Source organism: Vitiosangium sp. GDMCC 1.1324 (assembly GCF_003044305.1).
Classification (GTDB): domain Bacteria; phylum Myxococcota; class Myxococcia; order Myxococcales; family Myxococcaceae; genus Archangium.
The window spans coordinates 1-23,968 of the sequence record NZ_PZOX01000032.1 but is presented as its reverse complement, the minus strand read 5'-3'; the positions used below and the strand labels follow the sequence as shown (position 1 = coordinate 23,968).

Sequence of the window (23,968 nt, the reverse complement as noted above, 5' to 3'; positions counted from 1 at the left end):
GCCTCTCGATGTGTCCATGGCCCCAGTATGGGGCTCGCCCGGAACCGGAGAGACCTGCCCGCCCGAACGGCCCGAGGAAGGCGCCGAACGGTCGTCTTCAACCCCTGAAGCACCGGGCGAATGTCCGCATCAGGGCAGTGCGCCCCTCGATGCGGATGCGCCGGCGGAGCACTGCCCACCCCAAGCGCTTCTCCCTGCGCAGGAACCCGAGCCACGTTCCCGCATCCGCGGTGACACGGACATCCGCGTCCCCGTGCAGCCCCTGCTTCACGGTGAGCTTTCCCCGGCGGATCTCGACGGTGGCCTCGGCCTGCTCGGCCCCATGGAAGCGGAAGTGGAAGCAGGCCTCCACGTCCTTCGCGCGGCCCGGCTGGAACACGAGCGGCAGACTGCGGATGAAGCCAATGACACTCGTGGGGCGCCTGCTCTGGCCCACGCGGCGCACCGTCTTGGCGGGGAACCGCTTCGCGACGATCTCCTCGGCGTCCGAGCCCGGCACGACATAGACGGGCTCCGGCTTGTCCTGCAGCGGCCGCACCACTGCATCCAGGAACTTCTTGCGCTCGCGCAGGAACGGGCCGATGACGTCCTCGCCGGCGGGGCACACGGCCATGCAATACGCCGCCTTGTAGCTGGGACCGAAGGCAAGGCTCTGCCACATCGAGGCCGTCTCCGAGTCCGAGAACCGGCGCCCGTACTCCTCCGTCCCCCGGCCACTCGCGAGCTGAGCCGTCCAGTCCGCGAAGCCGCCCATGAACTCGCGGTAGTTGTGCGTGTAGCAGGCCGAGAAGTTGAAGTGTCCCTCGGGCGAGATGGCTCCCACCGGACAGGCCGCGACGCACAGCTTGCAGTCCAGGCAGGGGTTGTAGTCGATGGGCTGGCCCTCGGCGGAGACCTCGGCGTCCGTCAGCACCGTGCCGAGCAGGATGAAGTTGCCGAAGCGCGGATGGATGACGTTGCGGTGCAGCCCCATCTGCCCCAGCCCCGCCGCCACGGCCACCGGCTTGTGCGCGACGACCCACGAGCGCCCGGGGTACCTGTCCATCTCCATGGGGAACCCCGAGGCAGGTGCCATCGCCCGGGCCCCTCGGCTGGTGAGCACCTGGACGATGCGCCGGGACACCTCGTTCGTCTCGTCCGTGGCGTGGTGGAATTCCAGATTGGCGACCGAGCGCGCCGGTGACTGGATGCTCGGCGGATTCATCCTCACCACGAACGCCACCAGGGTCCTCGTCCCCGGAAGCGCCGAGAGGATGCCCTCGCGCTCTCCCGCCAATTCCGGGCGATCCAGCCGAACGAAGCCCACGTCATCCGCACCCGCCTCCAGACAGGCCTGCCGGAGCCACTCCGTATCGAGCACCGATGTCCGCTCCCCGGGTGGCTCCGACTCGAGCGCCTTCACCTTCCGCACGGTGGGATGCTCCGCGAGATTCCTCATGTCCGGCCTCCGTTAGTTTCAATATGAAACCAACCTACGCGCGACCCGACTTGGTTTCAAGTTGCAACTCATCCCCTGCCCGCTCCGGGAGCAGGTCCATTGCATGATGCAACCCGGGTTGTTATCTGTCCGGAGACCATGCGGCGTACGAGCTTCGCGGACGAGATCTGCCCCATCGCGAGGGCCCTGGAAGTGGTGGGTGACTGGTGGACCCTGCTCGTGGTGCGAGAGGCGCTGACGGGCACCACGCGCTTCGACGACTTCCGCACGCAACTGGGCATCGCGCGCAACATCCTCGCCGCGCGGCTGGAGTCGCTGGTGGAGCACGGTGTGCTGGAGCGGCGGCGCTACGAGGAACACCCGCCTCGGGACGAGTACGTGCTGACCGACAAGGGCAGGGACTTGTGGCGCGTGGTCTCGTCGCTCGCGGCCTGGGGCATGCGCTGGGAGGGCGAGGGCGCGAAGGTGGGGCTGCGCGTCACCCACGCGGACTGCGGCCACTCCGTGCGCGTGAAGACGGTGTGCCCCCACTGCGAGCAGGAGGTGGACACGCCCCACCTCCAGACCTCCCGCCGCAAGGTGTGACGAGGCCCCGCCCCCCCGGGTGACTCCTTCGAGGTCACCCCCTGTCCGACCCTGGGACAGTCCGGTGCCGCATGCGAACCCCCCAGTATCACGGAGGAAAAGGCTCGCGTGCGTAACGACTCTTTACGCTCGGTGCACCGTGAAGGTGGAGCCCCGCTGCTCCACCGCGGCGGAGCCATGGCTCCAAGTCCGCGTTTCTATGAAAGCGAGAAACTGGCCTGGCGCTTGCTTTGACGGAGGGCAGCAACCCCCCAGCAAAGGAAGTCCGCCGCATGCGCGAGAACGTTCGAGGCAGTTTCAAGTGGATGGCCGGTTGGCTCGTGGGCGCGTCCCTCCTGGGCGCCTGCGGTGCCCCCACGGACGAGGCTCAGGCTGACGTGGCCCAAGGCGCGCAGGAGCTCGCCGCCGGAGACGTGTCGGTGCGGCTGTCCGCGGAGAAGGCCACCCTCGGCGCCAGCGAGAAGGCCTCGGTGACGATCACCCTCACCAATGACTCGCGTCATCCGGTGAAGCTGCTCAAGTGGTACACGCCCGCCGACGGACTGGAGGAGAAGCTGCTCGAGGTGACGCTCAACGGCGAGGCCGTGGACTTCATGGGTCCGCACTACAAGCGCCCGGCGGCCTCGGAGAAGGACTTCCTCACCCTGGCCCCCGGCGAGAGCCTGACGCGCACGGTGGACCTCGCCGAGGTGTATGACCTGTCGCGCACCGGCATCTACGGCATCCGCTTCGCGGTGGCCCCACGGCAACTGCACGGCAACTCCGCCAAGGCGGGCGGGCTGCTCAAGTCCAACGATGTGACCTTGTGGATCGAGGGCCGCTCCAGCGCCAGGGCCTCGGACGGCCCGGTGACCGCGCTCACCGGCAGCATCTCCTACACCAACTGCAGCAGCACCCAGCAGCCCACGGTCCTCCAGGCGCTCAACGCCGCCAGCACCATGGCGAACGATGCGTCGGGCTACCTGAACACCACCACGCCCTCGGGCACGCCGCGCTACACCACCTGGTTCGGCGCCTTCTCGAGCAGCGGCTGGAACACCGCGAAGAGCCACTTCGCCGCCATCAAGGACGCCTTCGACACCAAGCCCATCACCGTCGACTGCAAGTGCAAGAAGCAGTACTACGCCTACGTGTACCCGAACCAGCCGTACACCATCTACGTGTGCAGCGCGTTCTGGTCCGCGCCGATGACGGGCACCGACTCCAAGGGCGGCACCCTCATCCACGAGATGAGCCACTTCACGGTGGTGGCGGGCACGGATGACCACGTCTACGGACAGAGCGGCGCCAAGAGCCTGGCCATCTCCGATCCGGCCTCCGCGCTCGACAACGCGGACAGCCACGAGTACTTCGCCGAGAACACGCCGTTCCTGCAGTAATCCAACGGTGCCCTGACGAGGACGCGGGAGCGGCGACGCTCCCGTTCTTCTCGTGGGCTCACTCGTCCTGCTTGGGAGGCGTCTGGTTCTTCTTCTTCTCCTTGTCCTTCAAGGTGCCAAGGCTCGAGCTCCACCACTCCGGCCCCAGCCACAGGACGAGGGCGGTGAACACCACGATGCCGATCAGTGACTCCCACAACATGTCGTCCTCCCATGCGGCCTGTCGCGGCCACCCCTGCCATCCCTCATTGTAATCGTGCTAAGGGCGGGCCATGGCCAACAAGACGATCATCGAGGGGCTCGACGGACTTCGAGCGATAGCCGGACAGCAGCTCGGGTCCTCCGAGTGGAAGGAACTCACGTACGAGGACATCGCGCGCTTCGCCGAGGCCACGGGTGACCACCAGTGGATCCACCTGGACCGTGAGCGATGCAAGCGCGAGTCCCCCTTCGGAGTGCCCGTCGCGCATGGGTACTTCACCGTCTCGCGCATTGGGGGAATGTTCTTCGAGGTCGTCGACATTCGGGGCTTCAGCCTCGTGCTGAACTACGGCCTGAACAAGGTCCGCTTCCCGGCTCCGCTCAAGCTCGGGGCCCGCTACCGCCTGAGCCTGAAGCTGGCCGAGCTCAAGGACATCCCGAAGGGCGTCGAGGCCCTGCTGATCGCGAACATCGAGATCGAGGGCGAGTCCAAGCCGGCATGCGCCGCGGAGGTGGTCTACCGGCTCATGCTCGGGTGAACCACGGCGCGGGTCCGCTGCACACTGCCTCAGAGGGGGACCGGAGCGCCCACCCCAGGGCGCCCCGCCAGAGGACCTGCCCCGCTACCCATCAGGCCACGCCACCTCTTCACAACCCGGTACGCCAGGGCTGCCAGCAGGCTCCGCCAGGCCTCACTTTTAGAGGAGAGCCCACCCCGGAAGCCGGTCATGTCGACGCTCCAACCCGCCCCCGTCCCTCACCTGTATCTCCTCGCCTTCGACCACCAGCAGCCCTTCGAGCACTCGCTGCTCGGGCTGTCCGCCCCTCCCACGCCCGACGAAGCGGACACCATCCGCCACCTGAAGACGCTCATCTACACCGGCTTCCTGTTGGCCCGCCGGCAGGGGGTGGAGCATGAGGGAGCCGGCATCCTGGTGGATGCGCACTACGGAGCGGACGTGGCGAAACACGCTCTCGACGAGGGCATCCTGCTCGCCCTGTCCGTGGAGAGAAGCGGCCAGGACGAGTTCGACTTCGAAAACGGCGAGGACTTCGGCACGCACATCGAGACCTTCGATCCGGCCTTCACCCAGGTCCAGGTGCTCTACAACCCCGACGGAGATCAGGCGATGAATGCCCGGCAGCGGGAGCGGCTCGCCCGTCTGACGGACTGGCTGCAGACGCATGGGCGCCGCTTCCTCTTCGAGTTGCGGGTTCCGCCGACGCAGGAACAGCTCGACGTCGTCGAGGGTGACACGGACCGCTACGACCTCGAGCTGCGGCCCTCGCTCATGGTGCGCGCCATGAGCGAACTGCAAGCGGGCGGCGTGGAACCCGATATCTGGAAGGTGGAAGGCCTGGACCGGCCAGCGGACTGTCTGCGCGTGGCCCGGCAGGCCCGGAACGGAGGCCGTGCTCACGTGTCGTGCATCGTCCTGGATGGGAATACGGACTGGGAACGGCTGGAGCATCGGCTGCGGGTGGCCGCGCCCATTCCCGGGTTCATCGGCTTCGCGATCGGCCACACGACGTGGTGGGAGCCCCTCCAGGCCCTGCACGAGCGCCAGCTCACCGCCGCCGAGGCCGCACAGCGGATCTGCGAGAACTACCAGCGTGCCCTCATCACCTGGAACAAGGCCGTGCTCCACTCGGCCGTTCAGGTGCGGGAGGAGCTCTCGCCCTCCTGAAGCCCATGCACCATCTCGAGCTGGGTGAGCGCCTGGCGCCGCAGTCCCATCGCGGTGAAGAAGGGGGCACCCAGCTCCTCGGGAGAGATGGCGGGAACCTTCCACCGGCGGCCTGGCAGTCGAGCGGCGAGCCCTCGCACGAGGCGGCTCCCCTCCCCCTGCCGGCGCTTCTCCCTGGCGACCACCAGCGAGCGCAGCACCACGTCCTGGGGCCCGGCCTCGGTGATCACCGCCACGGCCGAACCGAGACGGAAGGCGCGCGTGGGAGCAGTGAGCCCGGCCAGGGTCTCCGGTGCGAGCTGCCAGGGGAGCCCCGGCTCGCCCTCCCGTAGAACGGCCGCCACGGCCGTGGTGAGCGGAACCTCCTCCAGGGGCGCGGAATGTTCGGGAAGAGTCCCCTCCCAACCCACGAGCCGGCGGCGGACCTGGAAGCCCGTGCGCTCATAGAGGGCCACCGCGGGAGCGTTGCTCTCGATGACCTCCAGACCCACCGAGCGGTCCCCGCGGCTGCGTGCGTCATCGAAGATCCGTTGCAGCAGCGCATGGCCCACCCCGCTGCGCCGCAGCTCCGGCACGATGCCCATGGCCGCCACGCGGCTGACGTCTCCCCGGCGGGCCACGAGCCCCAGTGCCACCACGCGGCCCTCGCGAACCATCACATGGCTGTCGGCGAGGTGGACGTGCTCGGTGCGCAACCGCTGCTCGAAGGCACGTACGTCCGCGGAGATGGGCACCACGTATCCGGCGAAACAGGCCGCGAAACCCTCGGCGAGCCGATCGAGTGGAAGGAAGAGCGCGGAAGAGAACTCGGGAGCAGCCATGCCCAAAAGCGTACCCGTGGTGGAGAGGACCCGCCGGGAAAAAAGGCGGAGGAAGAGAATCTCGACACCGCGGTGTTGAAGAGGGCGAAGTGGCCGTGATCCGAAGGCTGCTGCACGTGGTGAACACCGAGTGTCCAGCACACGACGTGGCGCCAGGGCCGCGAGGCCCATGGGCCGTCGATTCGAATCGCGTTTGAAGGTGCATGCACCGTCGCAGGCACGGCACTTCCCCGGAGGGGGGCGGAGACGCCCCCCTTCGTCGTTTTCGGAGCCAGCGCTCCTCTACTCGTCGTGGCAGTCCACCCAGCTCACGCCCGAGCCGCGCGTATCGCGCCAGATGCGCGGGAGCGCCTCGAGGGCCTTCGGGTGGATGTCGTGGAACAGGATGGTGCCATGCCGCCACAGCAGCATGAGCGACAGCACGCGCCCCGCGGCCTTCGGGCCCGTCGTGCTCGCATGCCAGTCCTGCGAGTCGATGTTCCACAGGATGTTCTTCATCCCGGCGCGCTCGAGCGCCTGGAGGATCTCCGGGTTGCGCTGACCATACGGCGGGCGGAACAGCGTCAACTTCGACTGGCCCTCGGGCAGGGTCTCCGCGAGCTTCGCGTGGAAGGACTCCATGCCCGCCACCGCGCCGGCCCACGTGGCGTGGGAGCGGTGCTCCTGGCCGTGTGAGCCCACGCACATGCCCGCGTAGAGCGCCCGGAGCTGCTCCACCGAGGTCGCCTTGCGCCGGGTCTCGTAATTGTTCCCGAGCAGGAAGAAGGCCGCGTGGATGCCCTCGGCGCGGACCATCGCGGTGACCGCGTCCGTGCCCCCCTTCGGCGTGGGGCTCGTGGGGCCGTCATCGAAGGTGAGCAGGAAGCTGCGGTCCGGCAGTTCCAGGCCGAAGCGCTCGGAGGGAGACAGGGGAAGGATCTCACTGGTCGTCTTGGGGAAGAGCCCCGCCAGCCGGACCAGCTCGTACAGGTAGCCCTGGTAGAAGGGCTTCTGCTCCGCGTACCAGGGCGCCAGGTCCGCCGGCAACTTCGCGAGCCCCATGCGCGAGGTGGCAACCAGCGTCTCCCAGTCCTTGGGCACCGAGCCCTCGCAGAAGAGCGCCCCGGTGGCACACGTCTCGCGGGCCTTCGCGAAGTTCTCCACGAGCACCTTGTGCATCCGCTCCTTCCACTTCGCCACCGACGCCGCGTTCCCCTCGACCTCGGTGCTCGCGTCGGAGTCGGCCAGGACCTCGGTGAACACGGCGATCTCCGCGCGCGAGGCCACGTCGAAGGACTGGGGAGAGGTCAGAGGCGAGCGCCACTGGGAGCGCTCGGTCAGTGACACCTTGAGACCCGCCGCATGGGCAGAAGGTGCGAGCAGGGAGGTACAGAGAAGAGCGGTCAGGATGCGAAACGAGCGGTGCATGGTGGAATCCTCTTGGGGAGCGTGGAAACCGGGGCCCTACTCCGCCGCCTCGGCCTGCTTGCGCTGCATGCGCAGGATGGCGTCATCGTAGACCTTCATCGACCGGTTCTGCCGAGCCCACCAGAAGTTCTGCTCGGCCTGCTTCCAGTCGCCCTGGGCCTCGAAGATGCGCGCGATGTTGTAGTACGAGCTCGCCATGACCCCGTTCTTCCCCGACCCTCGCGCGAGCGCGATGGCCTTGCGGTTGGCCCAGATGGCGTTCGGCAGGTCGCCCACCTTCTGGTAGGACAGCCCCAGGTTGCTGAAGGCCTGCGCGTGCGCCGGGTCCTTGTCGATCGCCTGCTGGTAGAGCGTGATGGACTCGCGCAGCTTGCCCTGGTGGTAGAGCTGCTCGCCCTTCTTGTTGAGGGAATCGGCGCTCTCGACCGCGGCCACCGTACGGCGCGAGCGGGAGATGCGCTCCAGCAGCGCCGGCGTGCTCCCGGTGTACACCTCCACCTCCGCGAGCCCGGTCAGATCAGAGCCCTCGTGCACGCTGACGAGCTCGAGCTCCAGCGAGCCGGCGGTGACCGCGGGGGAGATCTCGAACTCCTGCTTGCCCTTGCCCTTCTCCAGGGTGACCACCTTGCTGAAGCTCCCGAGAGTGAGGCGGACCTCCTTGGGGCACCCGTAGCCGGCCGGCGGAGGCGTGAGGGCCACGCGGCTCACGCTCTCCTCCTTCTCGAAGCGCAGGTTCAGCCACTCGCCCACGCCCGGACCGGGGACGCCCTCGGCCCACACCGTTTCGGGTGAACCATCCACCACGTGAAGCGGCGCGTAGCGGCTCTCCTCGCCCGCGAAGAAGTCCATGCGGGAGCTGGCGGTCACCCAGCTCGGCGCCTGGTACTGCGTCACGTCCAGCCCCGAGTCCTTGCCCACCTTCACCCGGACCTCCACCGCGCGGCGGGTGGCGTCATCCGCGGGCCGGGGGCTGCGGTAGCTGACGACGTAGTTCACGGCGACGCCGCCCGCGAGCGAGCGGACGATCTCCTGGAAATCACCCGAGTCCTTGTCGAAGAAGGAGCCACCGAGCCGGCCCGGCATCCAGTGATAGGGCTCCAGGTCCGGCCCCACCACATGGAGCTGAACGCCCTTGGACTGGAGCACCTCCACCACGCCCTTCGCGGTACGCGACGAGACGCTGTCGTTGGAGTGGAAGGACGCATCGGTGATGAGCAGGAAGACCTTCTTGGCCCCGGGCCGATGGGGAAGCTTCGAGGCCTCGATGAGCGCATCGAGCTGGTTCTCCGGCTCGTCATCGCCGCCATGGGCCTGCAGCTTCGAGAGCTGCCGTTTGAACGCCTCGACGTCCGACGTGTACCCGGACACGCGCTCCACGCGATCCGAGTAGGAGACGAGCGCGAGCCGGAAGTCGAAGCCGCTGTTGCCGAGGATGTCCGCGAACTGCCGGGAGCGCTCCACCAGGCCAGCGAGCTCCTCGCCCATGCTGCCGGTCTCGTCGAAGACGAAGACCACGTCCACCGGCTCCTTGGAAGCGGTGCCCTCCTGGCGCTGCTCCTCGAAGGAGACGATCTCCCCTGGGACCATGTCCTCGCGGAGGGAGAAGGCCTCGCGGGTGAGCCCACCCACGCGCTTGCCCGTGGCGCGATCGCGCACGTTGACGGTCAGCTTGACGATGGGGAACTGGCTGCTCTGCGGGGTGATGATGACCTCGGGCGCCGCGGCTCCCGCGGTGGAGGCGGCCAGACAGAGGGAGACGGAGAGGGACTTGAACCAGCGCATGGTGACACCTGTGGGACCTGGGAAGGTCGGGCGAAGGAAAGGTCGGGCGCCGCAGCGCCCGGACAGGCCCAAAGCACACCGCGTGCCGCTCACCAGGCAGGCAAGCTCCCTCGGAAGAGGGGCTGTCTGGCCACAGTCCTGGTGACGGCAACGCGTCCGGCGCGGCCAGTGGGCCACACGGTGTGGATCGCCGACCTCTGGACCCCCGAGGGGACCACACTACTTCGCGCGCTTCTCCAGGATGCCCGAGCGGGCGATGCGCTCGACGGCCTCGGCCAGCCGCGCCTCGCTCTGCACGAGTGCGAGGCGTACATGGCCCTCGCCCATGGTGCCGAAGCCACTGCCCGGCACCACGGTGACCCCGGCCTGCTCCAGCAGGGCCATGGAGAAGGCGAGGCTGGACTCGAAGCCACGCGGCACGGGCGCCCAGCAGAACATGGTGGCCTTCGGCTTGGGGATGGCCCAGCCCAGGCGGTTCAACCCATCCACCAGCACGTCCCTGCGGCGTTGGTAGGTGGCGGCCATATCGGCCACACATTGCTGGGGTCCGGTCAGGGCGGCGACGGCGGCGAGCTGGATGGGCCGGAAGAGCCCGTAGTCGAGATGGGCCTTCACCTCCGCCAACAGGCCGATGAGCCGCGCATTGCCCACGGCATAGGCGACGCGAGCCCCCGCGAGGTTGTACGTCTTGGACAGGGAGTTGAACTCCAAGCCCACCTCGCTCGCACCCGGTGTCTCCAGGAAGCTCGGAGGACGGTAGCCGTCGAAGGACAGCTCACTGTAGGCGGCGTCATGCAGGATGACGGTGCCGTACCGGCGCGCGAAGGCGACCGCCTGCTCGAAGAACCCGGGCCGGGCGACGGCGGCCAACGGGTTGCTCGGGTAGTTGAGGACCAGGAGCCTCGCCCGCCGCTTGACCTCCTCTGGTAGCGCCTCCAGGTCCGGGAGGTAGCCGTGCTCGGCCCGCAGCGGCACGGGATGGAGCTCCGCGCCGGCCAGGACGGGACCGGCGGTGTAGATGGGGTAGCCGGGATCGGGCACGAGCACGAGATCTCCCGGATCCGTGAGCGCCTGGGTGATGTGGGCCAGACCCTCCTGCGAGCCGGTCAGCCCCAGCACCTCCGAGTCCGGATTCAGCGCCACGCCGAAGCGCCGCTGATACCAGCCAGCCACCGCCTCGCGGAAGGCGGGCAGGTCCTTCATCGGATAGCCGTAATGGCCCGGGTCGCGGACGGCCTGGGCCATGGCCTCGATGATGTGCGGGGCGGGAGGCAGGTCCGGGCTGCCGATGGAGAGGTTGATGACGTCGGCACCGGTGGCGAGCTTGCGCTTGCGCGCCTCGTCCATGGTGGTGAAGACGGCAGCGGCGAGCTTCTGGAGACGCTGGGGCTTGCTCATGCGCATGGGACGGGCGTCCCTCTATCACGGCACGGGCGTCTCCGGTGCACCCGACCCGACCCGGCAGACGACCACGGCCACATCGTCAGGCAGCTTCCCCGAGGGGTAGCGGACCGACTCGAGCAGGCGGAGCGCAGCCTCCTGGGGTGAATGCTGGAGGGCATCGGGCACCCGCGCCCATCGCACGTACTTCCAGAGTCCGTCCGAGCCCAACACGAGACTTCCCTCCCCCCGGACCTCGAGGGAGAAGCCCACCGGCACGGCCTCGCCACTGCCCAGGAGCGGTTTCCTCCGCTGCCCCTGGGTGAGCGGGTGCTCGGTCAAACCATCGAACCACCAGGCCTCCGAGTCACCCACGCTCGCCCCCGTGAGCCGAGTGGGACCCACCGCGACGATCACCGCGGTCGTCTGCCCTGGCGACAGAATGGAATCCAACCGCCCGAGCAGGTCCACCCAGGTGCTGACCTCCGGCGACCACCCGAGGCGCCGCACGGCATCGATCACGCCCTGAGCAGCCTCCGCGCCCCGCCCAGTGCCTCCAGCTCCGTCCGCGACGACAACGACAACGCCATCCTCGTACTCGAAGAGCGCGGCGCGATCTTCCCTCCCCTCGACACGCACTGCGCCCTGGAGCTCGCGCACGGTCAGGCCACTCGCAGCAACGCGACGCCTACGAGGATGAGCACGACCGCCAGGACGCGCGCGGGCGACAGCCCCTCATGGAAGAGCACGATGCTGAAAACGAGCGCCAGCGCCGCTTCCAATCCGAGCACCGCGATGTACACGACTCCGAGATCGGCACGGCGCATCGCGAAGGCCTGGAGCAAGGCCCCGACCAGGAAGAGCGCCAGGAAGGCCAGGATGGGTAGCGGGCGGGACACCCCCGCCGAGAGCTTCATGAAGATCCCGCCGACCGCGAAGCACGCGGCCGCGAGGAACATCAGCACCATCTCTTTGCCTGACACCATGCTGCCCAGTATCCACTGAAGTGGTCTCGGGATGCGCGGCTCACGCGTCAGACGGGGACTGGGGCTCGTCCCCGCACGACCCCTGGCCACTCACCGGAAGGAACAGGGAGAAGGTGGTGCCACGACCGGGCTCGCTCCGCACCCGCATCTCGCCCCCCATCTTCTGGATGATGGACTGGCTGATGGACAGGCCGAGCCCGGTGCCCGAACCGGCCGGCTTGGTGGTGAAGAACGGCTCGAAGATGCGCGACATCACCTCGGGAGGAATCCCGTGGCCCGTATCCGAGATGTCGATGCGCACCACCCCTCCCTCCAGCGCGGTGCGGACCCGGAGGACCTGGTGCTCGGGCCCTCCGGACCTCATGGCCTGCACCGCGTTGATGATCAGGTTGAGGAAGACCTGGCTGAGCCGGCCCTCGCACCCGGGCACGAGCGGCAGCGCATCCGCGTACTGTTGCTCCACCCGCGCCGTGTGCTTCAGCTCGTTGTGCGCCATGCGCAGCACGGCATCCAGGCACGCATGGATGTCCACGGGCACCAGCTCCTCGCTCCCGGTATGCGAGAAGACGCGCATGTCGCGCACGATGTCCCGGATGCGCCCGGCGCCCACCAGACACTCGGCGATGACCTCCTTCACCTCGGGGAGCGTCTCTCCCAGGTGCGGCGGCAGCCCTGGCAGAGCCCCCAGCGCCGTCTCCAGCTCATCCCGCCACTCCTGGAGATAGGTGAGGTTGGAGAGCACGTAGGAGGTCGGGTTGTTGATCTCATGGGCGATCCCCGCCGCCAGCGTCCCCATCGAGGCGAGCCGGTCGTTCTGGATGCTCTGATGCTCGAGCCGCCGCTTCTCCGTGAGGTCCGCACCGACGACGAGCAACCGCCAGGTCTCGCCCGTCACCTGGAGTGAGGCGGCGATACCGACGGCCACGCGCTCTCCGCTGGCCGAGCGCAGGCCCTGCTCCTCCAGGCACACGGTGCCACGAACACGCAGATCCTTGAGCGCCTGGCGCAGCGGCTCGCGCTCGTCCTCCGGGGCGAGCGTCTCGAAGGAGGTGCCCAGCAGCTGCTCCCGGGACATGCCCAACAGCCGCTCCGCGACGGGATTGACCTCCTCGATACCGCCGGCCGCGTCGAGCACGAAGACGGCCTCCCCGGAGCTCTCCATGAGCTGGCGGTTGCGCTCGTGGACCTCGCGCACCTGTTCCTCCAGATGGGCGACATTCCGTTCGATGACGCGCCGGGCCTCCTGCATCTCGGCCTCCTGGCGCCGGCGCTCGCTGATGTCGGCGTAGATGCCGAGCACCCCCTGCACCGTCCCCTCCGCGTTCTTCAGCGGCACCTTGCTGGTGAGTGCCCAGAACTTCGTCCTGCCGTGGGGCTGGATGGGCTCCTCGAAGGCGAGCTTGGGAATGCCGGACTCCATCACCGCGCGATCATCCCGGCGGTAGGCGTCGGCGTGCTCGTCCGGGAAGGGCATCTCGAAGTCCGTCCTGCCGATGACCTCCATCGGAGAGGCGAGCCCCATGTCGCGGGCGAACTGCTCGTTGCAGCCCTGATAGACGCTGTTGCGGTCCTTCCAGAACACCGAGTGGGGAATGTGGGCGAGGATGCTGGAGAGCAACGACTGCTGCTCGAGGAGCTGGTGCTCGACACGCTGGCGCTCACGCATCTCCGCTTGCAGGTATGTGTTGAGGGAGCGCATGCGCTCCTGGGACTGCTCCAGCTCGACGTTGCGCTCCTTGAGCTGCCGCACCTGGGAGCGCAGGCGGAGCAGCAGCTCGGCCTGACGCTTGAGCGCGAGCAGGTTGCGGAGCTGGGAGTCCGCCAGTCCCCGGGGGCGCCTGTCGAGGACACACAGGGTGCCAACCGAGAAGCCATCCTCCGTCTGGAGGGGCGCGCCCGCGTAGAAACGAATGAATGGCTCGCCCTGGACGAGCGGGTTGGTGGCGAAGCGCTCATCGGCCCGGGCGTCCTCGATGAGGAAGACGCCCTCCCGTTCGATGGCATGGGTGCAGAAGGAGATGCACCGCTCCGTCGCCCCCACTCCCTGCAGTCCCACGTTCGCCTTGAACCACTGCCGATCCCGATCCACCAGGCTGATGAGCGCGATGGGCGTGCCACACGACTCCGCGGCGATCCGGACGATGTCGTCGTATGCGGGCTCGGGTGGCGTATCGAGAAGGCCGGAGCGCTCGAGTGCCCGCAGGCGCTGCGCTTCATCTCTCTTCAGGGCTGGAGAGGGCGTGTGCATGGCTTTAGGGCAATCTTGCAGCACAGAGGTACTGCCATTCACACGGTGTCCAACACGCATGTAGGTTCCAGCACCCGAAGCACGCAACGGGCCTGGGAACCTGCACTCGCATTGCACGGCCATCTGCACACTATCTTTCAATTGCTGTCAGCCGTGGGCGTGGCGGTGATCACGAGGCCACCTTCGCCAGCATCGCGGATTGTGGGTGGCACCCACGGCACGCAATCTCCTCCGCGCGTCGCGCTCAGGCCCGCTCGCGCGCTCGGAGGACACCGCCATGAACCGCAGGGAATTCCTCGAAGCCACGCTCGCGCTCATGGTTGCTCCGAGCGCCTTCGCCGCCGGCCAGCCATCCACAACCCAGGCGGTTCCGCGCCGGAAGCTGGGACGCACCGGCGAGCAGGTGTCCTGCATCGGCGTCGGCGGCTTCCACATCGGCATGCAGAAGGACGAGGCCGAGAGCATTCACATCATCCGGCGTGCGCTCGACAGCGGCATCAACTTCCTCGACAACTGCTGGGACTACAACGACGGGCAGAGCGAGCTCCGGATGGGCAAGGCCCTCCAGGACGGCTACCGGTCCAAGGCCTTTCTGATGACCAAGATTGACGGCCGAGACAAGAAGACGGCCGCGAAGCAGATCGACGAGTCGCTCCAGCGCCTGCGGACGGACCACCTGGACCTGCTGCAATTGCACGAAATCATCCGCGACACCGATCCGGATCGGGCCTTCGCCGAGGGAGGCGCCATGGAGGCGATGATCGACGCGCGCAAGGCGGGCAAGGCGCGCTTCCTCGGCTTCACCGGGCACAAGTCGCCCACCATCCACCTGAAGATGCTCGAGACGGCGAAGAAGCACGGCTTCCGCTTCGACACCGTGCAGATGCCGCTCAACGTGATGGATGCCCACTTCGACAGCTTCGAAAAGCGCGTCCTGCCGGTCCTCGTACGCGAAGAGATCGGCGTGCTAGGCATGAAACCGATGGGGGGCGGCATCATCCTGGAGAGCAAGGCCGTGAGCGCGCCGGACTGTCTGCGCTACAGCCTGTCCCTGCCTACGAGCGTGGTCATCACCGGAATGGACTCGACGGACCGGTTGGAGCAGGCGCTCTCGGTGGCGCGGGACTTCAAGCCGCCCTCGGAGAAGCAGGTGGAGGCACTGCTCGCGAAGACAGCGAAGCCCGCCAGGGGCGGCACCTTCGAGAAGTACAAGGTCAGCCAGCACTTCGATGGCACGGTCCAACACCCGGAGTGGCTGGGCTAGCGCGCCCGAGTGAAATCGAGGAGCCGCGGCTCGCACCTGTCTCAACCGCTGAGAACGAGGCCGCATTGGGGACCAGACGGACAGCTCCCCCGTCCGCGTTGTTCCTCTGCTCCACACTTCTGCCCTGGCTGTCCCATTCGCCCCTCGGCCGCCAGCACTCCAAGCTCGCGATTTTATTTGAGCAACAAAGAGTTGCACTCTCAGAGGTGCGGCTCAATCCCCTGGAATTGCTCTGATTCCAGCATCCGCCTGGAGAATGGCACGAGAGCTGCTACGGGCCGGAACGCAGCGCGTCAACTCCAGGAGGGACATGGAAGTGGAGTCCAGGAAGTGGTCCACAGGAGGAGCACGTGCGGCGTGCGTACTCGCGGCACTGTGGGTGGTGGTGGCGGGAGCCGAGACGAAGCCCGCCGTCGCACCGCAAGCGAAGCCCCCCTTCAGCGCCGAGCTCGTGCGGCAGCGGGCCCGGGAGCTGGCCGGCCGCCGCTACCAGGCCCCGGAGTCGAAACTCCCGCCGGACTACGCACGGCTCTCGTACGACCAGTACCGGGACATCCGCTACCGCAATGACCAGGCCCGGTGGCGCGACGCCGGACTGCCCTTCCAGGCGCAGTTCTTCCACCCGGGCTTCCTCTACACCTCGCCCGTCACCGTGCATGAGGTGGACGGCGGACGGGTGGAGACGGTGCGGTTCTCGCCGGAGCTCTTCGACTATGGCGCGCTCGTGAAGGCGCCGGCTCCCGCGCAGCTGGACGGCTTCGCGGGCTTCCGGCTCACCCATCCGCTCAACCGGCCGGACCACTTCGACGAGGTGGTGTCGTTCCTGGGTGCCAGCTACTTCCGCTCCCTGGGCCGGGGCAATGTGTATGGGCTGTCCGCGCGAGGACTGGCCATCGACACGGCGCTCCCCGAGGGAGAGGAGTTCCCCTCGTTCCGGGAGTTCTGGCTGGAGAAGCCGGCGCCGGGTGCGGACCGTGCCGTGGTGCATGCGCTGCTGGACAGCCCGAGCGTCACCGGCGCGTACCGCTTCGTCATCATCCCCGGCGAGCGCACGGTGGTGGAGGTGGAGGCGGCGCTCTACACGCGCAAGGCGGTGAAACGGCTCGGCGTGGCGCCGCTCACCAGCATGTATCTCTTTGGAGAGAACGACCGCGGCACCCAGGACGACTTCCGGCCCGAGGTGCATGACTCGGACGGGCTCGTCATCTGGATGAAGAGCGGCGAGCACCTGTGGCGCCCGCTCCAGAACCCCGCCCGCCTGAGCGTCTCCAGCTTCCATGTCGAGGGACTGCGTGCCTTTGGCCTCCTGCAGCGCGATCAGGCCTTCTCCAGCTACGAGGACCTGGAGGCGCGCTATGACAAGCGGCCCAGCGTCTGGGTGGAGCCGATGGGCGACTGGGGCCGCGGCGCGGTGCAGTTGGTGGAGATCCCCACCCCCCAGGAGGTGCACGACAACATCGTGGCCTTCTGGGTGCCCGAGACCCCCGTCGGGCCCGGCGCCGAGCTGCGCCTGGGCTGGAGGCTCTCCTGGGGCAGCACACCGCCCGAGCGCCCCACGGTGGGCCTCACCACCGCCACGCGCATCGCGGCGGGCAGCACGGCGGGAGCGCGGCGCTTCGTCCTCGAGTTCTCGCGCGGTGGCGCGGAGGGAGCGGGCCCGGTGGAGGCGGTCGTCACCACCTCGAAGGGCCAGGTGCTCCGCCCCATCGCGCAGCGCAACGACGTCACCGGCGGCTGGCGAGCCACCTTCGAGCTGGTGCCCGAGGCAGGCGCCCCCGCCGAGCTGCGCTGCTTCCTCCGACGCGGATCCGAAACCCTCACCGAGACCTGGAGTTACCTATGGACACCGTGAAGACGCCGACCCCCTCCCCCGCCCTTCCGCTCGCGACCGGAGTCACCCCGGAAACGCGCGAGGCGCTCGACGCCTTCTTCCGGTCCTTCGGTTTCACCACGGACGACGACCTCTCCCGGTTGGCGGCGTGGGTGCTCGGCACGCGCGGCGCACTGGCGCGGGACGCCGTGGCGCTCGCCCGGGAGCAGATGGAGGCGTGGCTGGCCGGAGCACTGGGCCTGGCCTCCACGGGCGGAGGCTCGCTGCTGGCCCGGGGTCGGGCGGCCTTCGTGCTGTGCGAGGGGGTTCGCTGGGGCGCGGGTGTCCTCACGGCGGCTCCGAGCGCGCTGCCCGCGGAGCTCGCGAGGGCCCTGCGCGCCGCGCTGCCCGTCCCCGCCCCGCGCGAGCTGCCCACGACGATGCCGGAGCAGCAGTTGGTGCTGTGGCCGCTGGGTGAGCTCTTCCGCCGCTGGTGGCGTGCGGGTGAGCCGGACGTCTCCATCTCTCGCTGAGCCTGGGAGCCCACATGAACGCGCATTCGTTCTCGCCCGAGACCGCCGGGCTGCGGCGGGGGTGTGTCCTCGGTCTGGCCGCGCTCTCCACGGCGCTCGGAACGTGGGAGATGCTCCAGTTGCTGAGCGTCCGGGGCCTCACCCCGCCCGAGTGGGTGATGGCGGGCCTGTTCGCCCTGTGCTTCGGGTGGATTGCCCTGTCCTTCTGGACGGCGGTGGCGGGCTTCCTCCAGCTCGCGTTCGGCGGGCGGGTGCCCGGCCTGCGGTGGCCGGGTGCGGAGGAAGCGGCGGCCCCGCTGAAGAGCCGCGTCGTGGTGGTGATGCCCATCCACAACGAGGATCCGGCATCGGTCTTCGCCAACGTGCAGGCCACCTACGAATCGGTGGCGGCCACGGGGCGCCTGGAGGCCTTCGACTTCTACGTGCTGAGCGACTCGACGCGGGCGGAGGCCTGGGTAGCCGAGGAACTGGCGTGGGCGGACCTGTGCCGGCGGGTGGGCGGACAGGGACGCATCTTCTACCGGCGGCGCTCGGACAACACGGGCAAGAAGGCGGGGAACCTCGCGGACTTCTGCGAGCGCTGGGGCCGGCACTACGACTTCATGGTGGTGCTGGACGCCGACAGCCTCATGGCGGGCGACACGCTGGTGAAGATGGCGCGGCTGATGGAGCTGAACCCGCGCGTGGGCATCCTCCAGGCCCCGCCGCTGTGCGTGGGGCGGAGCACGCTCTTCGCGCGGCTGCAGCAGTTCGCCGGCCGGGTGTACGGGCCGGTGGTGGCGGCGGGCGCGGCGGCCTGGCAGCTCGGCGAGTCCAACTACTGGGGCCACAACGCCATCCTGCGCGTGTCTGCCTTCACCGAGCACTGCGGACTGCCGGTACTGCCGGGGCAGCAGCCCTTCGGCGGCCACATCCTCAGCCATGACTTCGTGGAGGCGGCGCTGATGCGGCGGGCGGGCTACACGGTGTGGCTGGTGCCGGAGCTGGGCGGCAGCTATGAGCAGCCCCCGCCCCACCTGCTGGCCTACGCGCAGAGAGATCGGCGCTGGTGTCAGGGCAACCTCCAGCACCTGCGGCTGGTGGCGGCGGGCGGACTGCATCCATCGAGCCGGGGACACTTCCTCATGGGAGTGATGTCCTATGTGGCCTCGCCGCTGTGGCTGATGTTCCTGCTGGCGGGCCTGGGGGCGGCGCTGCACGACCGCTTCGTGGACCCGGAGTACTTTCCCCAGCACCGCACGCTCTTCCCGGAGTGGCCCACGTTCGACTCGGAGGGCGCGCTGCGGCTGATGGGGGTGTCCCTGGCGATGCTGCTGCTGCCCAAGGCCTTCGGGCTCGCACTGGCGCTGACGCGGAGGGAGGAGGCGGCGCACATGGGTGGCCGGACGCGGCTGGTGCTGAGCGTGCTGGCGGAGAGCCTGGTGTCCATGCTGCTCGCCCCGGTGATGATGCTCTTCCAGTCGCACTTCGTCTTCGGGACGCTGCTCGGGTACCGGGTGTCCTGGTCGAGCCAGCAGCGCGACGACGAGGACCTGCCGTGGGCGGAGGCGGCCCGGCGCCATGCGGTACACACGTTGGTGGGGGCGGTGCTGGGGACGGTGGCGCTCGCCTTGTTCCCCGAGCTGCTGCCCTGGCTGTCACCGGTGGTGGTGGGGCTGCTGCTGTCCATCCCGCTGTCGGTGTGGACTGCGCGCGCATCGCTGGGCACGTGGGCAGCGCGGAACGGCCTGTTCCTCATCCCCGAGGAGTCCGCCCCTCCGCCGGTGCTGACCCGGGCGTTCGAACTCGCGCAGCGCGAGCTGGAGCCGGTCGAGGACGCACTGGAGCGGGTGCTGACGGACCCGCGGGCCCACGCGCTGCACCTGGCGCTGTTGGAGACCGTGCCGGGTCAAGGCGCGGCATCGGTCGCGCTCGCCTCGGCCCGCCGCAAGCTGTTGGAGGGCCAGTCGGAACCCCTCTCCGCACAGGAAAAGACGGCGGTGCTGCTGGATGCGGAGACGCTCGAGGAAGCGCGGAGCCGGCACGCCCTCCGGCTCACCGGAGCCTGATGGCGCCCATGCTGTCCGGGCGATGAAAAGCCCAGAGCACCAGAGAACCAGGAACCCCGACGAGCGGAGGCGGCGGGAATCGAACCCGCGCCGGGCGGTGCGAAAACCCCAACGGAATCGCGCCCTTACCTCGTAACCGCCCGGAATGATTGGGAGTCGAGATCCCGCCGCATCCCTTGTAGTCCCGCCCCGTTCCAGCCCGTTCCGCACTCTCACGCGACATAGACGCAACAAGGGGGCGGCTTCCTTCTGCTCCCCTCGCGTGCTCGTCCCTTGCTGTCGGGGCGCGCTTGCATACTCCGAACGGCCCCGCCAGGACCCTCTAGGTCCTGACTCGATTGGAGGATGTAGCCATGCGTTTCCGAGCGTGCATCGCCCTGCTCCTCTACGTCTCAGCCTGCGCTACGTCAGCGCCGAGCCCAAGAGAGCCAGCGGCCCGAGACCCGAGGCTCGCCAACCTCCAGCGAGCGGCGACGCTGCCCTGGACGGACGGGGGGCGTTGCGCCGTCCGCGAAGCTTCCGAGCCCTGGCCCGTGCTGGCGGAGCGGTGCTATCAGGCCCTCGACCATGACCGGCTCGAGTTTCACGACATCACGGGAAGATGTGCGATTGCCTCTGCTGGGGCGGCGGCCATGGGGCTCGGGGTCTGTGTCCTGGCGGCACCGGAGATCGTCGTGGGAGCGGTGATCGTCGCGGGCGTGGTGGTGGTGGGCTTCGCGATCTCAGAGGCGCTGGAGGCTTACGAGAAGAAGGGCCGTCCCCAGGTTCGGCCGCCGCCTACGCTGCCGGTGCCGGAGACGCGGCCGGTGCCAGAAGTGAAGCCCGTGCCCGAAACAAAGCCCGCTCCGCAGAAACCCTCGCCGAAAAAAAGGCCCAAGCCGGAGCCAGCAGGGCAGGACTGGCCGCCCCCGTTGCCACCCGAAGTCACGGAGCGAGACCGCCGCCCTGATTGCACCCCCCGCCCCGTGCCGCACCGTGGCGGTCATGACCCGCACAACCAGTGCGCCGACAGAATTCCGAACAACAACTTCACCGGCTGGGATGTGCGCGTCAATGGGAAGGATTACGACGGGCTGCAACTGGCCACGCTCACTCTGTGGGACGTCAAGACGGATGACTTCGACAAGCACAGTCGTCGTTCTCAACAATTTTTTATCGAAATGAAGCTACCGGAGATACAACGAGAGCGCAGGCTTGCGGAAGAATGCGGTTACGAATTTGTCCTCGGCGTTCGCAGCGAAGCGCACAAGGCTGCACTGGAATTGGTGGATAAGACCCTTAAAGTTGTCGTCATGGATTGGTGCTGACATGGTGGTAGACCCGACAGATGTTCGTATTTCGGTTTATGCGCCTGCACTCGTGCGTGGCGATGCGCGACCTCTCACCATCATCCACGGGATAGAACGCGCGCTTCCGGGCTTGAGTCTGGGATGGACGACTTCCGGAAAGGAAGACCTTATTACGTTGCCTCACCGCGATGAATGGGTCGCGGCGAATAGCACGGACGGAGGGCTTCCGTTCCTCTGCAACGATGACGATGACCACCTCGTGACTCTTGCTGGGTCGGAAAACCCGAATGGCCTTGCAGCAGGGAGCCCGCCGCATTTTGAAGTCCGTGCAACGCTGCTACTCGATGCGGCCGGCATCACTGCGGCAGCGGATGTGCTGGAAGCCGTAGCGGAGGGCGCACGCGCGTTCTGGGGGCACGCGACGCCGTTCAACGCAGCCGTCGAGATTTCGCGGCAGACGAGAGATCCGGCGCGTAAGCCGGGGGTCCCGCCGAGAGGGCTGCCAGCGCTCAGGTTCCCCAATTACATCCGCGCGCCTGAGATTCCGCACTGTCTCGGATGGCTCAACTACTGGTCGGATGCTGCCGCACGGACCATCGGCTTTCCGGACCCGGCCCGAGACTCCGAGCTGCTCACGCGAGCGCGGCGTACCTCAACAGGCGGGTGGGTCGTCCAGCTCACCGATGCGCCGCTCGATCTCGACAACCCCGCCCACCTGGACGCGCTAAAACGGGCCTACGAGCGCTTCCCGGAGATCGGCGGGCGCTCGGCCCCTTGAGGTCGGCACGGCTCGCAATGGCCGTGCTCATGGTTCCTTCTTCTGACTCGCCGGGAATGTGACGTTCCCAATGGTGACAGTGCGCGGCCCCTGCGCCTCCCAGAGTTTGAGGGTACAGGGGCAGCCGAGCTGCGCGCGCTCCCCCTCGATGCCCACCACGACGGCACCGGCACCATTCGCGGCGATGGGTGCCTCTTGCCACACGGCAAGCGCCACTTCTTCCCCCATCGTGTCCACCAGCGCCGCCCCCGCCAGCGTCCAGGGCTCAGCGCCGGGGTTCGTAAGGCCCAGCCGTACAGCTACGCTTGCCGGGCGGCTCTCGCCCGTGGGCGTGTAGCTGTAGCTCCGGGCTCCTACATCTAGCCGCAGCGCGTTTGCAGGCTGCTCCCTCAGCGTTTCAAGCTTCTTAAACGCTATGACCCCGGCCCGCTCCAGCCATGCGGCCCCCATGAGCCCGCCCGGCCCCTTGCGCTCGGCCAGAAGCCGCGCCTTGTCCTCCTGGCACTGGCGCGCTTCGGCTTGTGCTTCGTCCCTCTCTTTCTTGAGCACGTCGGGCGGGCGCGGTTGGCGGAACACCTCCACGCGACGCGTCCCCCGTGCCGCATGGCCCACGAGCCAAAAGCTCGCGCTCGCCGGTGCCGCGCCATCCGCGAAGCGCACCGTCACCTTTACCCGCTCCCCTGACAGATAATCCCCCTTGGGAATGACGTGGAGACTCAAGCCCTCTTGCCCCAGTGCCCAATCCGCGAGGCGCCCCCCTGGCTGAAACTCCACCGTCCCCACGGCGACGCGGGAGTCAAAGAAGAAGGTCGTCGGCTCGTCCGCGCTCACGCACACGTCGCGCGCCCCCTCCGGGGACTCCGCCGCCAAGTCAAAACGAGCCGTCGCGGCGCAGCGAAAGAGGGGGGCCGGCTCTGAGGCTTGCGCGGCGCCAGCGAGAAGGGCAACCACCAGGAAGACACCGGGAGACGGGGGCAGCACGGAAACTCAACCTCCAAGAGTAAGGCAATGATCAGGGCTGCCCGGCGGGCCGAACGAGAGGAACGCGCGTGTTTATCTTGGCGTTGCCGGGCTTGCTTCCGGGAGCGAGGCAGGTCCCCAGGCCGGGGGGGCACAGATATTCCTTGCCGCGTTCGTCCAAAAAGGCCGTGTCAGCATCCAGGCTTGTAACCAGACACACGGGGACGGTCCCCATGCCTGGAATCTTCGCCTCGGTGAAAGTGCCGAAAAGGCGGTCGTCGCCAAGCTGCCACGTTCCGAGAAGCAGGGTCCCGGCAGGCAGCCCCCCAACCCTACCGTAGACACCGACTTGGAGGCTGGCGGGGCCATCCTTCACCCTGGCCATCTCTTCGGGCTCCCCCTTGGACCCTTTCACCGTGGCAATGCCTTCAAAACCAACGTTGAATCTCTCGTGGGTATCCCGCCAACCCTGGGGGCAGGTAATCGCCGGGGGCTCGGGGCGCACCTGGGGAGTGCTCGCGGTGCATCCCCCGTCGAGCAGCGAGCAGGCCGCGACGACTGCCGGCAAGGTGAACCCCGAGCTTTTCGGCTGCGGTCTCGGCGTTTCGTTCTTAGGTGTCTGAGCAGGCGTGCGAGGCATGGCGTTGGCGTTGGACGCGGAAGGTTGAGCCCCATCGGGCGCCGCGTCTCCTCCGGGGAGAGATTCCAGCGGCTTTGGGTCGCGCGCCACTTCACGACCACGCACGCCCCCATCAGTCGAGCCAGGGTCAGGGAACGTCGACGGTAGCGGCAACTCTGATTGCGCCGTGCTCGTGCTGCTCGCCGAACCAGGTCCCCAAAGGTCTGCGCCCAGGGACAGGACAGCGGCGGTCATCGCCAGAACGGCCGCCACGAGCCCTAGACGCCACACGAGGGGCCGGGAGTGGGGAGCCGCGGGCGGGTCGATCTGCTCGCGAGCTGCCGGCAGCGGAGGGGCCATTACGGGCGGCTCATGCTCCCTGGGGGGCGGGGCCGCTTGCGGCGCTTCCGCCATGGAGATCCTGTCAGGATCTACCGCTGCGGCCGGGGGCGAGGCGCCTGCAACCTGCGCGGGCAGAAAGAGCGCGGGTGCCTTGTCCGGGAGGGGCCGCCCGCGCCGGGGGCGTTGCTTAGTCAGCTTTAGGAACGTGCGCCGCGTTTCGTTCGGCTCCCACCGTTCCGGGTCGTCGACTGTCGTCGTTAGCTGCGGATCGTCCGGCTCAATAAGCGGAAGATCCCAGGCGGCGTCATTCTCGGCGTTGGACAGCGTCTCACTGAGTGCCGCACACAACGGCGCGACAGGAAGGCGGTCCTCCGGCAGCTCCGCGAGCATCCTCATGCACAACAGGGAGG

At 68.2% G+C, this 23,968-nt stretch carries 20 protein-coding genes; 10 read left to right on the top strand and 10 right to left on the bottom strand.

Annotated features, from left to right (window positions below; translation table 11 throughout):
- Positions 1 to 97: 97 nt before the first annotated feature.
- Complete coding sequence (locus DAT35_RS52140) at positions 98 to 1,438, bottom strand: SCP2 sterol-binding domain-containing protein (RefSeq protein ID WP_108076973.1); 1,341 nt, start codon at positions 1,436 to 1,438, stop codon at positions 98 to 100.
- A gap of 138 nt (positions 1,439 to 1,576) precedes the next feature.
- On the opposite strand from DAT35_RS52140, the gene DAT35_RS52135 reads away from it, so the two are divergent.
- Positions 1,577 to 2,023, top strand: a complete 447-nt coding sequence (locus DAT35_RS52135) for a helix-turn-helix domain-containing protein (RefSeq protein ID WP_108076972.1) — start codon at positions 1,577 to 1,579, stop codon at positions 2,021 to 2,023.
- Positions 2,024 to 2,295: 272 nt separating this feature from the next.
- Positions 2,296 to 3,402 (top strand): M35 family metallo-endopeptidase, encoded by a 1,107-nt coding sequence (locus tag DAT35_RS52130; RefSeq protein WP_108076971.1) that lies wholly within the window; start codon positions 2,296 to 2,298, stop codon positions 3,400 to 3,402.
- A 58-nt stretch (positions 3,403 to 3,460) separates the two neighbouring features.
- Here DAT35_RS52130 and DAT35_RS60305 read toward each other — a convergent pair whose 3' ends face one another.
- On the bottom strand, positions 3,461 to 3,604 hold the full coding sequence (locus tag DAT35_RS60305) for a hypothetical protein (RefSeq protein WP_199243263.1): 144 nt from the start codon (positions 3,602 to 3,604) through the stop codon (positions 3,461 to 3,463).
- Between the two features lie 70 nt (positions 3,605 to 3,674).
- On the opposite strand from DAT35_RS60305, the gene DAT35_RS52125 reads away from it, so the two are divergent.
- Positions 3,675 to 4,142 carry a MaoC family dehydratase gene (locus tag DAT35_RS52125; protein WP_108076970.1) on the top strand — a complete coding sequence of 156 codons (468 nt, stop codon included), beginning with the start codon at positions 3,675 to 3,677 and terminating at the stop codon, positions 4,140 to 4,142.
- Between the two features lie 189 nt (positions 4,143 to 4,331).
- Positions 4,332 to 5,291 (top strand): 2-deoxy-5-keto-D-gluconate 6-phosphate aldolase domain-containing protein, encoded by a 960-nt coding sequence (locus DAT35_RS52120; RefSeq protein WP_108076969.1) that lies wholly within the window; start codon positions 4,332 to 4,334, stop codon positions 5,289 to 5,291.
- Here DAT35_RS52120 and DAT35_RS52115 read toward each other — a convergent pair.
- The 7 genes from DAT35_RS52115 to DAT35_RS52085 all read right to left on the bottom strand — a co-directional run bounded on the left by DAT35_RS52115 (position 5,261) and on the right by DAT35_RS52085 (position 13,915).
- Complete coding sequence (locus DAT35_RS52115; protein ID WP_108076968.1) at positions 5,261 to 6,112, bottom strand: N-acetyltransferase; 852 nt, start codon at positions 6,110 to 6,112, stop codon at positions 5,261 to 5,263. The genes DAT35_RS52120 and DAT35_RS52115 overlap by 31 nt on opposite strands.
- A 282-nt stretch (positions 6,113 to 6,394) precedes the next feature.
- Positions 6,395 to 7,519 carry a polysaccharide deacetylase family protein gene (locus DAT35_RS52110; protein WP_108076967.1) on the bottom strand — a complete coding sequence of 375 codons (1,125 nt, stop codon included), beginning with the start codon at positions 7,517 to 7,519 and terminating at the stop codon, positions 6,395 to 6,397.
- 36 nt (positions 7,520 to 7,555) lie between these two features.
- Positions 7,556 to 9,301, bottom strand: coding sequence for a tetratricopeptide repeat protein (locus DAT35_RS52105; protein ID WP_108076966.1), 1,746 nt, complete (start codon positions 9,299 to 9,301; stop codon positions 7,556 to 7,558).
- A 219-nt stretch (positions 9,302 to 9,520) separates the two neighbouring features.
- On the bottom strand, positions 9,521 to 10,705 hold the full coding sequence (locus DAT35_RS52100; protein ID WP_108076965.1) for an aminotransferase class I/II-fold pyridoxal phosphate-dependent enzyme: 1,185 nt from the start codon (positions 10,703 to 10,705) through the stop codon (positions 9,521 to 9,523).
- 18 nt (positions 10,706 to 10,723) lie between these two features.
- On the bottom strand, positions 10,724 to 11,341 hold the full coding sequence (locus DAT35_RS52095; protein ID WP_158502245.1) for a SpoIIE family protein phosphatase: 618 nt from the start codon (positions 11,339 to 11,341) through the stop codon (positions 10,724 to 10,726).
- Between the two features lie 2 nt (positions 11,342 to 11,343).
- Positions 11,344 to 11,667 carry a multidrug efflux SMR transporter gene (locus DAT35_RS52090; RefSeq protein ID WP_233262218.1) on the bottom strand — a complete coding sequence of 108 codons (324 nt, stop codon included), beginning with the start codon at positions 11,665 to 11,667 and terminating at the stop codon, positions 11,344 to 11,346.
- Between the two features lie 40 nt (positions 11,668 to 11,707).
- The gene (locus DAT35_RS52085; protein ID WP_233262217.1) at positions 11,708 to 13,915 is read right to left on the bottom strand and encodes a PAS domain-containing protein; all 2,208 of its coding nucleotides are present in this window, start codon (positions 13,913 to 13,915) and stop codon (positions 11,708 to 11,710) included.
- A 277-nt stretch (positions 13,916 to 14,192) separates the two neighbouring features.
- Between DAT35_RS52085 and DAT35_RS52080 the strand changes: the two genes are divergently transcribed.
- The 6 genes from DAT35_RS52080 (at position 14,193) to DAT35_RS52055 (ending at position 21,637) form a co-directional block, all read left to right on the top strand.
- Positions 14,193 to 15,179: an aldo/keto reductase gene (locus DAT35_RS52080; RefSeq protein ID WP_108077065.1), complete on the top strand. Its 987-nt coding sequence runs from the start codon at positions 14,193 to 14,195 to the stop codon at positions 15,177 to 15,179.
- Between the two features lie 310 nt (positions 15,180 to 15,489).
- Complete coding sequence (locus tag DAT35_RS52075) at positions 15,490 to 17,031, top strand: glucan biosynthesis protein (protein ID WP_108076963.1); 1,542 nt, start codon at positions 15,490 to 15,492, stop codon at positions 17,029 to 17,031.
- The gene (locus tag DAT35_RS52070; protein ID WP_108076962.1) at positions 17,019 to 17,522 is read left to right on the top strand and encodes a hypothetical protein; all 504 of its coding nucleotides are present in this window, start codon (positions 17,019 to 17,021) and stop codon (positions 17,520 to 17,522) included. The genes DAT35_RS52075 and DAT35_RS52070 overlap by 13 nt, the downstream gene beginning before the upstream one ends.
- Positions 17,523 to 17,536: 14 nt before the next feature.
- Entirely contained in the window at positions 17,537 to 19,570 is a 2,034-nt protein-coding gene (mdoH, locus tag DAT35_RS52065; protein WP_108076961.1) for a glucans biosynthesis glucosyltransferase MdoH, read from the top strand.
- Positions 19,571 to 20,103: 533 nt separating this feature from the next.
- The gene (locus DAT35_RS52060; RefSeq protein WP_369946516.1) at positions 20,104 to 20,877 is read left to right on the top strand and encodes a DUF6310 domain-containing protein; all 774 of its coding nucleotides are present in this window, start codon (positions 20,104 to 20,106) and stop codon (positions 20,875 to 20,877) included.
- Between the two features lies 1 nt (position 20,878).
- Positions 20,879 to 21,637, top strand: a complete 759-nt coding sequence (locus tag DAT35_RS52055) for a DUF5953 family protein (RefSeq protein WP_108076959.1) — start codon at positions 20,879 to 20,881, stop codon at positions 21,635 to 21,637.
- A 27-nt stretch (positions 21,638 to 21,664) separates the two neighbouring features.
- Here DAT35_RS52055 and DAT35_RS52050 read toward each other — a convergent pair whose 3' ends face one another.
- On the bottom strand, positions 21,665 to 22,588 hold the full coding sequence (locus DAT35_RS52050; RefSeq protein ID WP_233262225.1) for a DUF2381 family protein: 924 nt from the start codon (positions 22,586 to 22,588) through the stop codon (positions 21,665 to 21,667).
- Between the last annotated feature and the right edge of the window lie 1,380 nt (positions 22,589 to 23,968).

Coding starts and splice junctions, on each gene's coding strand:
- DAT35_RS52080 (WP_108077065.1), top strand. CDS start 14,193: ATGAACCGCAGGGAATTCCTCGAAGCCACGCTCGCGCTCATGGTTGCT.
- DAT35_RS52055 (WP_108076959.1), top strand. CDS start 20,879: ATGGTGGTAGACCCGACAGATGTTCGTATTTCGGTTTATGCGCCTGCA.
- DAT35_RS60305 (WP_199243263.1), bottom strand. CDS start 3,604: ATGTTGTGGGAGTCACTGATCGGCATCGTGGTGTTCACCGCCCTCGTC.
- DAT35_RS52140 (WP_108076973.1), bottom strand. CDS start 1,438: ATGAGGAATCTCGCGGAGCATCCCACCGTGCGGAAGGTGAAGGCGCTC.
- DAT35_RS52110 (WP_108076967.1), bottom strand. CDS start 7,519: ATGCACCGCTCGTTTCGCATCCTGACCGCTCTTCTCTGTACCTCCCTG.
- DAT35_RS52135 (WP_108076972.1), top strand. CDS start 1,577: ATGCGGCGTACGAGCTTCGCGGACGAGATCTGCCCCATCGCGAGGGCC.
- DAT35_RS52085 (WP_233262217.1), bottom strand. CDS start 13,915: ATGCACACGCCCTCTCCAGCCCTGAAGAGAGATGAAGCGCAGCGCCTG.
- DAT35_RS52090 (WP_233262218.1), bottom strand. CDS start 11,667: ATGGTGTCAGGCAAAGAGATGGTGCTGATGTTCCTCGCGGCCGCGTGC.
- DAT35_RS52070 (WP_108076962.1), top strand. CDS start 17,019: ATGGACACCGTGAAGACGCCGACCCCCTCCCCCGCCCTTCCGCTCGCG.
- DAT35_RS52105 (WP_108076966.1), bottom strand. CDS start 9,301: ATGCGCTGGTTCAAGTCCCTCTCCGTCTCCCTCTGTCTGGCCGCCTCC.
- DAT35_RS52130 (WP_108076971.1), top strand. CDS start 2,296: ATGCGCGAGAACGTTCGAGGCAGTTTCAAGTGGATGGCCGGTTGGCTC.
- DAT35_RS52125 (WP_108076970.1), top strand. CDS start 3,675: ATGGCCAACAAGACGATCATCGAGGGGCTCGACGGACTTCGAGCGATA.
- DAT35_RS52075 (WP_108076963.1), top strand. CDS start 15,490: ATGGAAGTGGAGTCCAGGAAGTGGTCCACAGGAGGAGCACGTGCGGCG.
- mdoH (WP_108076961.1), top strand. CDS start 17,537: ATGAACGCGCATTCGTTCTCGCCCGAGACCGCCGGGCTGCGGCGGGGG.
- DAT35_RS52115 (WP_108076968.1), bottom strand. CDS start 6,112: ATGGCTGCTCCCGAGTTCTCTTCCGCGCTCTTCCTTCCACTCGATCGG.
- DAT35_RS52100 (WP_108076965.1), bottom strand. CDS start 10,705: ATGCGCATGAGCAAGCCCCAGCGTCTCCAGAAGCTCGCCGCTGCCGTC.
- DAT35_RS52120 (WP_108076969.1), top strand. CDS start 4,332: ATGTCGACGCTCCAACCCGCCCCCGTCCCTCACCTGTATCTCCTCGCC.